This window comes from Streptomyces sp. NPDC005393 (assembly GCF_040606675.1).
Classification (GTDB): Bacteria; Actinomycetota; Actinomycetes; order Streptomycetales; family Streptomycetaceae; genus Streptomyces.
Genome location: NZ_JBEXFG010000064.1, coordinates 1 through 13,020, shown reverse-complemented (window position 1 = coordinate 13,020; position 13,020 = coordinate 1). Strand labels below are relative to the sequence as shown.

General features: G+C 69.0%; 12 protein-coding genes. 9 read left to right on the top strand and 3 right to left on the bottom strand.

Going from position 1 to position 13,020, the window contains the following annotated elements; translation table 11 throughout:
- The first annotated feature begins 149 nt into the window (after positions 1 to 149).
- Positions 150 to 1,703: a PQQ-binding-like beta-propeller repeat protein gene (locus ABZS71_RS32235; RefSeq protein WP_356215679.1), complete on the top strand. Its 1,554-nt coding sequence runs from the start codon at positions 150 to 152 to the stop codon at positions 1,701 to 1,703.
- 94 nt (positions 1,704 to 1,797) lie between these two features.
- On the opposite strand, the gene ABZS71_RS32230 is transcribed toward ABZS71_RS32235, so the two are convergent.
- Positions 1,798 to 2,028, bottom strand: coding sequence for a DUF397 domain-containing protein (locus ABZS71_RS32230; protein ID WP_356215677.1), 231 nt, complete (start codon positions 2,026 to 2,028; stop codon positions 1,798 to 1,800).
- Positions 2,029 to 2,390: 362 nt separating this feature from the next.
- Here ABZS71_RS32230 and rpsO point away from each other — a divergent pair, with 362 nt between their 5' ends.
- The 5 genes from rpsO (at position 2,391) to ABZS71_RS32205 (ending at position 7,955) form a co-directional block, all read left to right on the top strand.
- Positions 2,391 to 2,678 (top strand): 30S ribosomal protein S15, encoded by a 288-nt coding sequence (rpsO, locus tag ABZS71_RS32225; protein WP_098749857.1) that lies wholly within the window; start codon positions 2,391 to 2,393, stop codon positions 2,676 to 2,678.
- 407 nt (positions 2,679 to 3,085) lie between these two features.
- Complete coding sequence (locus ABZS71_RS32220; protein ID WP_356215675.1) at positions 3,086 to 5,308, top strand: polyribonucleotide nucleotidyltransferase; 2,223 nt, start codon at positions 3,086 to 3,088, stop codon at positions 5,306 to 5,308.
- Positions 5,305 to 6,684, top strand: a complete 1,380-nt coding sequence (locus ABZS71_RS32215) for a pitrilysin family protein (RefSeq protein WP_356215673.1) — start codon at positions 5,305 to 5,307, stop codon at positions 6,682 to 6,684. The genes ABZS71_RS32220 and ABZS71_RS32215 overlap by 4 nt, the downstream gene beginning before the upstream one ends.
- 49 nt (positions 6,685 to 6,733) lie before the next feature.
- Positions 6,734 to 7,486: a 4-hydroxy-tetrahydrodipicolinate reductase gene (gene dapB, locus ABZS71_RS32210; RefSeq protein ID WP_355858047.1), complete on the top strand. Its 753-nt coding sequence runs from the start codon at positions 6,734 to 6,736 to the stop codon at positions 7,484 to 7,486.
- 10 nt (positions 7,487 to 7,496) lie between these two features.
- Positions 7,497 to 7,955, top strand: a complete 459-nt coding sequence (locus ABZS71_RS32205; RefSeq protein WP_355858050.1) for a hypothetical protein — start codon at positions 7,497 to 7,499, stop codon at positions 7,953 to 7,955.
- A gap of 21 nt (positions 7,956 to 7,976) precedes the next feature.
- Here ABZS71_RS32205 and ABZS71_RS32200 read toward each other — a convergent pair whose 3' ends face one another.
- On the bottom strand, positions 7,977 to 8,531 hold the full coding sequence (locus ABZS71_RS32200; RefSeq protein ID WP_356215671.1) for a hypothetical protein: 555 nt from the start codon (positions 8,529 to 8,531) through the stop codon (positions 7,977 to 7,979).
- A gap of 70 nt (positions 8,532 to 8,601) precedes the next feature.
- Positions 8,602 to 8,844, bottom strand: a complete 243-nt coding sequence (locus ABZS71_RS32195) for a hypothetical protein (protein ID WP_355858056.1) — start codon at positions 8,842 to 8,844, stop codon at positions 8,602 to 8,604.
- A gap of 178 nt (positions 8,845 to 9,022) precedes the next feature.
- On the opposite strand from ABZS71_RS32195, the gene thyX reads away from it, so the two are divergent.
- The 3 genes from thyX (at position 9,023) to ABZS71_RS32180 (ending at position 12,665) form a co-directional block, all read left to right on the top strand.
- Complete coding sequence (thyX, locus tag ABZS71_RS32190; protein WP_355858059.1) at positions 9,023 to 9,763, top strand: FAD-dependent thymidylate synthase; 741 nt, start codon at positions 9,023 to 9,025, stop codon at positions 9,761 to 9,763.
- Positions 9,764 to 9,955: 192 nt separating this feature from the next.
- Positions 9,956 to 10,855, top strand: a complete 900-nt coding sequence (dapA, locus tag ABZS71_RS32185; protein WP_355858062.1) for a 4-hydroxy-tetrahydrodipicolinate synthase — start codon at positions 9,956 to 9,958, stop codon at positions 10,853 to 10,855.
- 124 nt (positions 10,856 to 10,979) lie between these two features.
- Positions 10,980 to 12,665: a ribonuclease J gene (locus ABZS71_RS32180; RefSeq protein ID WP_355858065.1), complete on the top strand. Its 1,686-nt coding sequence runs from the start codon at positions 10,980 to 10,982 to the stop codon at positions 12,663 to 12,665.
- Positions 12,666 to 13,020 lie beyond the last annotated feature (355 nt).

Here is a 13,020-nt window from a genome sequence, read left to right as displayed (position 1 = left end):
CCCCTCCGACCCCTCCGGCACAACCTCCGACGCCCCCGGCCGCTCCGCCAACACCTCCGGCCGCTCCGCCGACGCCCCCGGCGGGTCACGCACCGCCCCAGATATGGGACACCGGTGTCCACCCGCCGAGCCCGCCCGCGCCGCCCGGCGTGCCCGGAGTCCCGGGCCCTCCGCAGCCCGACCCCTCGAATCCGTACGCGCAGGCGCATCCTCAGCCCGGATTCGGCGGCCCGTACGGCACGCCGCCGGGCCAGCCGTACGGTGCGCCTCCGCCCGGGGGCGGCGGTCAGGACAAGAAGCGGAAGGCCCTCATCATCGGCGCGGCCGTGGCGGTCCTGCTCGCCGCGGGCGGCGGGGTGTACGCCGCGGTGGGCGGCGGGGACGACGCCAAGAAGCCCAGGGCCACGTCGACCACGGCCCCGGCCAAGCAGAACAAGCAGGACCCGACCACTCAGCCCACCGGCGATGACAACAACGCCGGCGGTCGCGACGGCGGCGACAACGACCCCAACGACGCGCGCCAGGGGGGCGAGGCGAAGCTCCTGTACCAGACCCCCGCGCCCGAGGTGACCAAGAGCGGCGTCGATGTGCCCGGCTTCTGGGTGATGAAGGGCTTCGTCGTCAAGACTGTCCAGGACAAGGTCATCGCGTACAAGGACGACGGCAGCAAGAAGTGGACGCTCTCGCTCCCCAAGGCCGTCTGCGCCGCCCCCAATTCCCAGACGGACGGCAAGGTCGTGGTCGCCTACGGGGGCAACCGGAAGGACTCCTGCAGCCAACTCGCCCTGCTCGACCTGAACAAGGGCACCAAGCTCTGGGACCATGACGCCCCCGAGGCGGGCCCCTTCGGCAGCGACTACAACAGCATGGGCATGTCCCAAAGTGGCGACCTCGTCGGCCTCTCCTGGTTCGGCGGCTCGGCCATCGTCAAGGTCGGGGACGGCAAGGAGGTCTCCCCCGGAGAGCTGAGCCCCGCCTGCTCGGTGGACGGCTTCGCGGGTGGCAAGGCTCTGCTGCGCGCCTACTCCTGCAATGACGGCACCGCCAAGCTGCAGAAGGTCACCCCCAACGGCAAGATCAAGTGGGCCTACACCGTCCGTAAGGGCTACAAGGTCAGCAAGATCTTCTCGACGAGCCCCGCCGTCATCGCCCTCAGTAACGAGGACCGCAAGTCCGGCGGCATCCTCGCGATCTCCGAGAGCGGCAAGGAGCGCTCGGTGCTCGACCTGGGCAAGCAGTCCTACCAGCCGCAGTGCGGGCTGGACATCTTCGGCACCAATATGGGCGGCTGCCAGGGCGTCGCGGCCTCCGCGGACACCTTCTACCTGCCCACCGAGATGAAGCAGGACAGCGGGTCGGGTTCGATGACCGAGATCCACGCCTTCGACCTCAACAGCGGCAAGAAGAAGTGGGCGGTCACGGTGGACGGCCGGATGCTGCTCCCGCTGCGCGTCGACGGCAAGAACCTCATCGCGTACGAGGAGCCCTCGTACGACCACGCCGGCCTGGTCGTCAGCATCGGCCCGGGCGGCGGCAAGCCGAAGACGCTCCTGCAGCTGCCCCAGGCCACACGCGGTGAGGAGGACGGCTTCTACTCCGCCACCCGCACCTACGAGGACGGCACCTTCTACATCGCCTCGAACCGCCTCACGGGCAACACCAGCGGGGAAAGCGAGAAGCTCCTGATGGCTTTCGGCTCCTGACCGGTAGCGCGTAACGACCGGTAGCGCACAACCGGTAGCGCACAACAAGGAGGGGGCGGACGCCGGCCGGCGTCCGCCCCCTCGCTCATGCTCCTCAGCGCAGGTCGAACTCGCCGTCCCGCGCGCCGAGTACAAAGGCGCGCCACTCGGCCTCCGTGTAGCGCAGCACCGTCTCGGGGTCGGCGGAGTTCCGCATGGCCACTGCCCCGTTCGGCAGGTAGGCGATCTCTACCCGGTCTTCGGAGGTGCTGCCAGGCGCGCTGAGCCACTCGACACCGGAGATGTCGAGGGCGTACAGCTCAGCCTTCTCTTTGGCGTCGGCCATCGGTGGAGAATCCCTTCGGGTACCGCGGAACAAACCCGCCCAGTGCTTGGCTGACAGTGTCGTCCCACCGTGCGTGCGGCGGCAATCGAACACTGTCAGTCGGACGTGGACCAGGCAGGCGGTTGCCATCGGGATTGCCAGGGAGGTAATGGCGATCTCGCGGCGGGCACCGGCACCGGCGCCGGCCCCCGTCCCCGACGCTGGTACGCTGTGTGACGGTCGTTTGTGTACGCGCCCCCGGAGCCTTCCCGAAGGGTCTGGAGACAGCGCCCAGCGGACCTCGCCTCCCGAGTCACGGAAGCTCCCCTGAGACACCGACCAGGGGCACTCGGCGGCTGAAATGACGTACCAAGGAGTATCGCGTGTCGCTCGACGCCGCTACGAAGAAGCAGATCATGTCCGAGTTCGCCACCAAGGAGGGCGACACCGGCTCCCCCGAGGTTCAGGTCGCGCTGCTCTCGCGCCGCATCTCCGACCTGACCGAGCACCTGAAGACCCACAAGCACGACCACCACTCCCGTCGGGGCCTGCTGCTTCTGGTCGGCCAGCGCCGCCGGCTGCTGCAGTACCTGGCGAAGAAGGACATCACGCGCTTCCGTGCGCTGGTCGAGCGCCTGGGTATCCGCCGCGGTGCGGCGGGCGCCAGGTAGGACGCCGTGAAGGGAGCGGTTCCCGTGCCAGGGGCCGCTCCCTTCGCCGTACGTGTTGCCGTAGGTTTCAGCGCCGTACGGTTTCGGCCATCCGCCGCCCCCTACGAATGTCGCACGGAGCGCGTCGCGTTCGCTACGCACCGTGCACACCAGACAGTCCAGCCGTCGTGATGACGGCCGAAGCTTTGTAGTCTGGTCCCAACAACGCCATAACGAACGAGGAGGAGCGCCTCCTTCCCGCCGCACCGGTGCCACAGGAGCCGGTCCTCGGTAGTGGCTCCCGGAACTGGTAATTCCGGTAGCTTCGATCGAAGACCGGCCCGGCCGCCGGATCACAGGCCAGGGGCGCTGCTCCACCACCGTCCCCCGTCACACGGACGAGGGACGCAGAAGAGGAGATTTTCCTGGTGGAGAACGAGACCCACTACGCCGAAGCTGTCATCGACAATGGCGCCTTCGGCACCCGCACGATCCGTTTCGAGACGGGCCGCCTGGCCCGTCAGGCCGCCGGCTCCGCCGTGGCCTACCTGGACGACGACACCATGGTGCTGTCGGCCACCACCGCTTCCAAGAACCCCAAGGACCAGCTCGACTTCTTCCCGCTGACGGTCGACGTCGAGGAGCGGATGTACGCCGCCGGGCGCATCCCCGGCTCGTTCTTCCGCCGTGAGGGCCGCCCGTCCGAGGACGCGATCCTCACCTGCCGCCTGATCGACCGCCCGCTGCGCCCGTCCTTCAAGAAGGGCCTGCGCAACGAGATCCAGGTCGTCGAGACGATCATGGCGCTCAACCCCGACCACCTCTACGACGTGGTCGCGATCAACGCCGCCTCCTGCTCGACCCAGCTGGCGGGCCTGCCGTTCTCCGGCCCGATCGGCGGCACCCGTGTCGCCCTGGTCAAGGGCCAGTGGGTGGCCTTCCCGACCCACTCCGAGCTCGAGGACGCCGTCTTCGACATGGTCGTCGCCGGTCGCGTCCTGGAGGACGGCGATGTCGCGATCATGATGGTCGAGGCCGAGGCCACCAAGCAGACCATCCAGCTGGTCAAGGACGGCGCCGAGGCGCCGACCGAGGAGATCGTCGCCGCGGGCCTCGAGGCCGCGAAGCCCTTCATCAAGGTGCTGTGCAAGGCGCAGTCGGACCTCGCCGCCAAGGCCGCGAAGCCGACCCGCGAGTTCCCGATCTTCCTCGACTACCAGGACGACGTCCTGGAGGCGATGACCGCCGCCGTCCGCGACGAGCTCGCCCAGGCGCTGACCATCCCGGGCAAGCAGGAGCGCGAGGCCGAGCTGGACCGCGTCAAGGGTCTGGCCGCCGAGAAGCTGCTGCCGCAGTTCGAGGGGCGCGAGAAGGAGATCTCGGCCGCGTACCGCGCGCTGACCAAGACCCTGGTGCGCGAGCGCGTCATCAAGGAGAAGAAGCGCATCGACGGCCGCGGCGTCACGGACATCCGTACGCTGGCCGCCGAGGTCGAGGCGATCCCGCGGGTGCACGGCTCGGCGCTGTTCGAGCGCGGCGAGACCCAGATCCTCGGCGTCACCACGCTGAACATGCTCCGCATGGAGCAGCAGCTGGACACGCTCGCGCCCGAGACGCGCAAGCGCTACATGCACAACTACAACTTCCCGCCGTACTCCACGGGTGAGACCGGCCGCGTCGGCTCCCCCAAGCGCCGCGAGATCGGCCACGGCGCGCTGGCCGAGCGGGCGCTGGTCCCGGTGCTGCCGACCCGCGAGGAGTTCCCGTACGCCATCCGCCAGGTCTCCGAGGCGCTCAGCTCCAACGGCTCGACCTCCATGGGCTCGGTCTGCGCGTCCACCATGTCGCTGCTGAACGCCGGTGTGCCGCTGAAGGCCCCGGTCGCGGGCATCGCGATGGGCCTGATCTCCCAGGAGATCGACGGCGAGACCCACTACGTCACCCTCACCGACATCCTCGGTGCGGAGGACGCGTTCGGCGACATGGACTTCAAGGTCGCCGGTACCAAGCAGTTCGTGACCGCGCTGCAGCTGGACACCAAGCTGGACGGCATTCCGGCGACCGTGCTGGCCGCGGCCCTCAAGCAGGCCCGCGACGCCCGGCTGCACATCCTCGATGTGATGAACGAGGCCATCGACGTCCCGGACGAGATGTCCCCGAACGCGCCGCGGATCATCACCGTCAAGATCCCGGTGGACAAGATCGGTGAGGTCATCGGCCCCAAGGGCAAGATGATCAACCAGATCCAGGAGGACACCGGCGCCGACATCACCATCGAGGACGACGGCACCATCTACATCGGTGCCGCCGCCGGCCCGGCCGCCGAGGCCGCCCGCGCGACCATCAACGGCATCGCCAACCCGACGATGCCCGAGGTCGGCGAGCGCTACCTGGGCACGGTCGTGAAGACCACCACCTTCGGTGCCTTCGTCTCCCTGCTCCCGGGCAAGGACGGCCTGCTGCACATCTCGCAGATCCGCAAGCTCGCCGGTGGCAAGCGCGTGGAGAACGTGGAGGACGTGCTGGCGGTCGGCGCCAAGGTCCAGGTCGAGATCGCCGAGATCGACCAGCGCGGCAAGCTCTCGCTGATCCCGGTCGTCGAGGGCGACGAGAGCGCGGACGACGAGGCGAAGGACGAAGCTGCCAAGTGACGTCCCGCGCTGACGTGGCGACGGCCCGCCCCTCCTCGGAGGGGCGGGCCGTCGCCCGTACCCAAACGCTTCTCAAGGGAGAGAACGGCATCGGTACGGTCCGCAAGACCACCCTCCCCGGCGGCCTGCGCGTCGTCACCGAGACCCTGCCGTCCGTCCGCTCCGCGACCTTCGGTATCTGGGCGCACGTCGGCTCGCGCGATGAGACCCCGACGCTGAACGGCGCCACCCACTATCTGGAGCATCTGCTCTTCAAGGGCACCGAGCGGCGCAGCGCGCTCGACATCTCCGCCGCCATAGACGCGGTCGGTGGCGAGATGAACGCCTTCACGGCCAAGGAGTACACCTGCTACTACGCGCGGGTGCTCGACACCGATCTGCCGCTGGCCATCGATGTCGTCTGTGACATGCTGACCGGCTCGCTGATCGACGCGGCGGACGTGGACGCCGAGCGCGGCGTCGTCCTCGAAGAGATCGCGATGACCGAGGACGACCCGGGCGACTGTGTGCACGACCTGTTCGCGCACACCATGCTCGGCGACACCCCGCTCGGCCGCCCGGTCCTCGGCACCGTCGACACCGTCAACGGGCTGGGCCGGGACCAGATCGCCCGCTTCTACAAGAAGCACTACGACCCGACCCACCTCGTGGTCGCCGCCGCGGGCAATGTGGACCATGCCACGGTCGTGCGTCAGGTGCGCAAGGCCTTCGAGGAGGCGGGCGCCCTGTCCCGTACGGACGCGGTCCCGGTCGCCCCGCGCCACGGTTCCCGGACGATCCGCACCGCGGGCAAGGTCGACCTGCTCGGCCGCAAGACCGAGCAGGCGCATGTCGTCCTCGGCATGCCCGGCATTCCGCGCACCGACGACCGGCGCTGGGCGCTCGGGGTGCTCAACACCGCGCTCGGCGGCGGTATGAGCTCCCGGCTCTTCCAGGAGGTCCGCGAGAAGCGCGGGCTCGCCTACAGCGTCTACTCCTACACCTCGGGCTTCGCCGACTGCGGCCTCTTCGGCGTCTACGCCGGCTGCCGCCCGAGCCAGGTGCACGACGTCCTCAAGATCTGCCGCGACGAGCTCGACCAGGTCGCGCGGGACGGCCTCACCGACGAGGAGCTGCGGCGCGCCGTCGGCCAGCTCTCCGGCTCCACGGTGCTGGGCCTGGAGGACACCGGCGCGCTGATGAACCGGATCGGCAAGAGCGAGCTGTGCTGGGGCGAGCAGATGTCGGTGGACGAGATGCTCACACGGATCCAGGCGGTCACCCCGGACGAGGTGCGCGAGGTGGCGCGCGATGTACTGGGTCAGCGTCCTTCGCTGTCCGTCATCGGCCCGGTGAAGGACAAGCAGGCGGCCCGTCTCGACGACGCCATCGCATAGAGCCGTCCCCAAGCGTCCTCAAGTCGCCAGAGTCGAAGGAAAAGGAACGATGAGCAAGCTGCGCGTGGCCGTCCTCGGTGCCAAGGGCCGGATCGGCTCCGAGGCGGTACGGGCGGTGGAGGCCGCCGACGACATGGAGCTGGTCGCCGCGCTGGGCCGGGGCGACCAACTGGAGACCCTGGTCGAGGCGGGCGCCGAGGTCGCGGTCGAGCTGACCGAGCCCGGCTCGGTGATGGACAACCTCGAGTTCTGCGTCCGGCACGGCATCCACGGCGTCGTCGGCACCACCGGCTGGACGGACGAGCGGCTCGCACGGCTGCGCGGCTGGCTCGAGGCCTCGCCGCGCACCGGTGTGCTCATCGCGCCGAACTTCTCCATCGGCGCCGTGCTGACCATGCGGTTCGCCCGCCAGGCCGCCCGTTTCTTCGAATCGGTCGAGGTCATCGAGTTGCACCACCCGAACAAGGTGGACGCCCCCTCCGGCACCGCCGCCCGCACCGCCCAGCTGATCGCCGAGGCACGGCGGGAGGCCGGCTGCGCACCGCAGCCGGACGCCACGGCCACGGGTCTGGACGGCGCGCGGGGCGCGGACGTGGACGGGGTGCCGGTGCACTCGGTACGGCTGCGCGGCCTCCTCGCCCATCAGGAGGTCCTGCTGGGCGGTGAGGGCGAGACGCTCACGATCCGCCATGACTCCCTCCACCACAGCAGCTTCATGCCGGGCATTCTGCTCGGCGCGCGCCGCGTGGTGACCACCCCCGGCCTGACCTTCGGCCTGGAACACTTCCTCGATCTGGACTGAGGGCACACCGGTGCGCGCAAAGATCACGTATTTCGTTCTCGCGGCCGTCCTGGTCGTCTACTTCGTCCTGGTCGGCAGCCGCGGGGTGCTGCTCATCCGGGAGGGCACGCCGGTGACCGTCGTCTTCGGGGCGGCCGTCCTGGTGCTGCCCTTCATCGGCGCCTGGTTCCTCTGGCAGACCACGCGGTTCGCGCGCAGCGCGAACCGGCTCGCGCGCGAGCTGGAGGCCGAGGGCGGGCTGCCGGTCGATGAGCTGGTACGGACGCCCGGCGGGCGTATCGACCGGGACTCGGCGGACGCGGTCTTCGCCAAGCGGCGGGCCGAGACGGAGGAGTCGCCGGAGGACTGGCGGTCCTGGTTCCGGCTCGCCGTCGCGTACCACGACGCCCGGGACACGGTGCGGGCCCGTAAGGCGATGCAGCGCGCCATCGCCCTGCACGACGGCAAACCGGTACGGACCCGGGGCTGACCGGCCCCGGGTCCGTACGGCTCAGCGGTATGCGGCCGCCCAGCCCTCCATCGCGTCGGACGCCGTGTCGAATCCCTCCGGGCGCCCCAGGAAGTCGGCGCTGTGGCTGGTGATCAGGGTGAGCGGCGCTCCGCCACGTGCCGGTTCGGCGAGCACCGCCTGCCCCTGGACGGTACGGGGAAGGCCCAGCCACCGGACCGGCTGCTGGGCCGTGCGGATCGCGGCGATGTCCGGCCACTCCACCGTCGTACTGCTGAGGAGGCCGGTCTGCCGCAGCCCCCGCGCGCTCACCTGGACACCGGCCCGCACCAGCCGGACGGCGCACACGATCACCAGCGCCGCGACGGCGACGCATATGCCGGCCGCGGGCACCGACCCCGCAATCGCGATGATCATCGCGGAGAAGAGGACGTAGGAGGCGAGCAGCAGCAAAAGCGCCGCGCCCCCGACCCTCCAGGGGCCCGGCCGGTACGGACGGCGCCAGCGGTCCCGGTCCTCGTAGGCGAACGGGTCTGCTCCGGCCGCCGCCTCGTCGTCGTCAAGGGCGCGGTCGGCTGTCAGGAAGGGCAGGGGCACGGAATGTCCTCACTCACACACACGTCCAAAGGGCTGTGCTGGGTGAGGCTATCTCAGCGCGAGTCGGCGCTCAGCGCCCGTTCGATGCCTCCGACTGCTGCATCTGGCGGGTGGGGTGCGACTGGCTGTCGAGCGCGGGCATGCCGAACATCAGCGAGCCGACGAAGCCGGCGATGATCGTGAGCCCGATCAGCGTCCGGCCGGCTATCTGGGACGGCGTGGCGCGGGGGCGGGGCGGTGGGGTGACATTGCTGCGGAAACGGTCGGCTTCGGCGACAAAGGCGAACGGAACAGGCTCTCGCCGGCGGGACATCAGGGGGCTCTCCTAGGAACCTCGTACATGGGTACTTCAATGGGTAGGACGTGCGAACGGGGAGTTGGGTGCCCTGTTCCGGCAACTTCATTCAAGATTTTCCGTGATCGGGGCTGTCGGCGGGGGCCCGTAAGCTGGGCGCCGCCCCGAGCGATGGATACGTGGAAGGACCCTGCCGGTGACCGAGACCCCCGCCGAGACCGAGAAGGCCAGTTTCCGCAGCGATGTGACCGTCGAACTGGTCAAGCACAGCGCTGCCGACTCCGACGTCCTGTGGGCCGCGCGGGTGTCCACCGCGGGTGAGCAGTCCCTCGACGAGCTCACCAAGGACCCCGAGCGCTCCAAGGGGCTGATCAATTTCCTGATGCGCGACCGGCACGGCAGCCCGTTCGAGCACAACTCGATGACCTTCTTCATCAGCGCCCCGATCTTCGTCTTCCGCGAGTTCATGCGGCACCGGGTGGGCTGGTCGTACAACGAGGAGTCCGGCCGGTACCGCGAGCTCCAGCCGGTCTTCTACGTTCCGGGGGAGGCGCGCAAGCTGGTCCAGGAGGGCCGCCCGGGGAAGTACGAGTTCGTCGAGGGCACCCCGGCGCAGCACGAGCTGACCGGCCGGGTGATGGAGGACGCGTACCGCTACGCGTACGAGGCCTACCAGGAGATGCTGGCCGCCGGGGTGGCGCGCGAGGTGGCCCGCTCCGTCCTCCCGGTCGGCCTGTTCTCCTCGATGTACGCGACGTGCAACGCCCGCTCGCTGATGCACTTCCTGGGCCTGCGCACCCAGCATGAGCAGGCCGCGGTGCCCTCTTTCCCGCAGCGGGAGATCGAGATGGTGGGGGAGCGGATGGAGTCCGCCTGGGCCCAGCTGATGCCGCTGACACACGCCGCCTTCAACGCCAATGGGCGGGTGGCTCCGTAGCGCGTCGAGCTCCCGGCCGGGTCTCGTGAGCGAAGTGTCCGTATTGCGGCGGTTCGAGAAGTTCATCTAGGCTGAACAAACGGGCCCGGCACTGCTTGAACCCCCGAGCAGGCAGTGCCGGGTCCCATCTCTTCGCTCTGTCCGCCGCCCCGCGCGAGCACCGTGGGGCGCGCTACGAGTAGCGTGGGGCCCATGGCACCGACATCCACATCGCAGACCCCTTTCGGGCGGGTGCTGACCGCCATGGTCACGCCATTCACCGCTGACGGCGCGCTCGACCTCGACGGCGCCCAGCGACTCGCTGCCCATCTGGTGGACGCCGGCAATGACGGCCTGATCGTCAACGGCACCACCGGCGAGTCCCCGACCACCAGCGATGTGGAGAAAGCCCAGCTCGTACGAGCCGTGGTGGAGGCGGTCGGCGACCGCGCCCACGTCGTAGCCGGAGCGGGCACCAACGACACCAGGCACAGCGTCGAGCTCGCCCGCGCGGCCGAGCAGGCCGGCGCCCATGGGCTGCTGGCCGTCACGCCGTACTACAGCAAGCCCCCGCAGGAAGGCATCTTCCGGCACTTCACCGCCATCGCCGACGCCACCGGGCTGCCGGTCATGCTCTACGACATCCCCGGCCGCAGCGGCGTCCCGATCAGCACCGAGACCATCGTCCGGCTCGCCGAGCACCCGCGCATCGTCGCCAACAAGGACGCCAAGGGCGACCTCGGGCGCGCCAGCTGGGCCATCGCCCGCTCCCGCCTCGCCTGGTACTCCGGCGACGACATGCTGAACCTGCCGCTGCTGTCGGTCGGCGCGGTCGGCTTCGTCTCCGTGGTCGGCCATCTCGTCAGCCCCGAGTTGCGCGCGATGCTCGAGGCCCATCTCGCGGGCGACGTCGCGAAGGCAACCGAGATCCACCAGCAGCTGCTCCCGGTCTTCACCGGGATGTTCCGTAACCAGGGCGTCATCACGACGAAGGCCGCGCTCGCCCTCCAGGGCCTGCCCGCGGGGCCGCTGCGCCTGCCGCTCGTCGAGCTCACCCCCGAGGAAACGGAACAGCTCACGCGCGATCTCGCCGCCGGCGGGGTACAGCTCTAATCAAAGATGCGATTTTTCGCACCTTCATACTTCACAACTGCATACAGACATATCAGCAAGTGCACGAATGTCATGCGCGCCATGTGCCCCAGGGGCACGTGGCGTGTGTGGTGAGGAGAGTCTTTTGAGTCATCCGCATCCTGAGCTCGGCTCCCCGCCGAAGCTCCCCAAGGGCGGCCTGCGCGTCACCCCGCTCGGCGGACTCGGTGAGATCGGCCGCAACATGACGGTCTTCGAGTACGGTGGCCGGCTGCTGATCGTCGACTGCGGAGTGCTCTTCCCCGAGGAGGAGCAGCCCGGAGTCGACCTGATCCTGCCGGACTTCACGTCCATCCGGGACCGCCTGGACGACATCGACGGCATCGTGCTCACGCACGGCCACGAGGACCACATCGGTGGCGTCCCCTTCCTGTTGCGCGAGAAGGCCGACATCCCGCTGATCGGCTCCAAGCTGACCCTCGCCCTGATCGAGGCCAAGCTGCAGGAGCACCGGATCCGCCCGTACACCCTCGAGGTCGAGGAGGGGCACCGCGAGCGGATCGGCCCCTTCGAGTGCGAGTTCGTGGCGGTCAACCACTCCATCCCGGACGCCCTCGCGGTCGCCATCCGGACCCCGGCCGGCATGGTCGTGCACACGGGCGACTTCAAGATGGACCAGCTGCCGCTCGACGGCCGCCTCACCGACCTGCCCGCGTTCGCGCGGCTCGGCGAGGAGGGCATCGACCTGCTCCTGGTGGACTCCACGAACGCCGAGGTCCCCGGGTTCGTACCGCCTGAGCGCGATATCTCGAATGTGCTGGGCCAGGTCTTCGCGAGCGCCCAGAAGCGCATCATCGTCGCGAGCTTCGCCAGCCATGTGCACCGCATCCAGCAGGTCCTCGACGCGGCACACGAACATGGGCGGCGGGTCGCCTTCGTCGGCCGCTCGATGGTCCGCAACATGGGCATCGCCCGCGACCTCGGCTATCTGCGGGTGCCGGCCGGTCTCGTGGTGGAGGTGAAGACGCTTGACGACCTTCCGGACGACGAAGTCGTGCTCGTCTGCACGGGCTCCCAGGGCGAGCCGATGGCCGCGCTGTCCCGCATGGCCAACCGGGACCACCAGATCCGCATCGTCCAGGGCGACACGGTGATCCTCGCGTCGTCGCTGATCCCCGGTAACGAGACCGCGGTCTTCCGGGTCATCAACGGGCTGACGCGCTGGGGCGCCCACGTCGTCCACAAGGGCAACGCCAAGGTGCATGTCTCCGGCCATGCCTCAGCCGGTGAGCTGTTGTACTTCTACAACATCTGCAAGCCCAAGAACCTGATGCCGGTACACGGTGAGTGGCGCCATCTGCGTGCCAACGCCGAACTGGGCGCCCTGACCGGGGTGCCGAAGAACCGTTGCGTCATCGCCGAGGACGGTGTGGTGGTCGACCTCGTCGACGGCGTCGCCAAAATCGTCGGCAAGGTGCAGGCGGGATACGTGTACGTGGACGGCCTCTCGGTCGGCGATGTCACGGAGACCTCGCTGAAGGACCGCCGCATCCTCGGCGAGGAGGGCATCATCTCGGTCTTCGTGGTCGTCGACAGCACGACCGGCAAGACCGTAGGCGGCCCGTACATCCAGGCTCGGGGATCCGGGATCGAGGATGCCGCCTTCTCCGCGGTCATCCCGAAGGTCGAGGACGCCATGGCCAAGATGGCCTCCGACGGCGTCGCGGACCCGTATCAGCTCCAGCAGATCGTGCGCCGCACCGTGGGCAAGTGGGTCTCCGACAACTACCGTCGGCGCCCGATGATCCTCCCGGTCGTCGTCGAGGTCTGACGCGCCCTCAGCGCCCACCCGGCGCTGAACACCCAGCGGGGCTCCTCGATTTGCATCCAGGAGCCCCGCTCCAGTACGTTTACGTCTCCGCCAGAGGGGGAACCCGGAGCGCTCAACGGCCTCCGGAGGAGCCCGACAGCGGGGTGGAAATCGACTCAGAGAAATTCTGATAAAGTCGAGGAAGCCGAAAGGCAAGGCCCTCCAACGGCCACGGGAAACGTAATTCGGACCGGAAACGGAACGGAAAACGGATCTGGTAGGGTTGGAAACACGAAAGACCGAAGGGAAGCGCCCGGAGAAACCGGTGATACGGTTTCAAAGGAAGCGTCCGTTCCTTGAGAACTCAACAGCGTGC

Coding starts and splice junctions, on each gene's coding strand:
- dapA (WP_355858062.1), top strand. CDS start 9,956: ATGGCACCGACATCCACATCGCAGACCCCTTTCGGGCGGGTGCTGACC.
- ABZS71_RS32195 (WP_355858056.1), bottom strand. CDS start 8,844: ATGTCCCGCCGGCGAGAGCCTGTTCCGTTCGCCTTTGTCGCCGAAGCC.
- dapB (WP_355858047.1), top strand. CDS start 6,734: ATGAGCAAGCTGCGCGTGGCCGTCCTCGGTGCCAAGGGCCGGATCGGC.
- ABZS71_RS32230 (WP_356215677.1), bottom strand. CDS start 2,028: ATGGCCGACGCCAAAGAGAAGGCTGAGCTGTACGCCCTCGACATCTCC.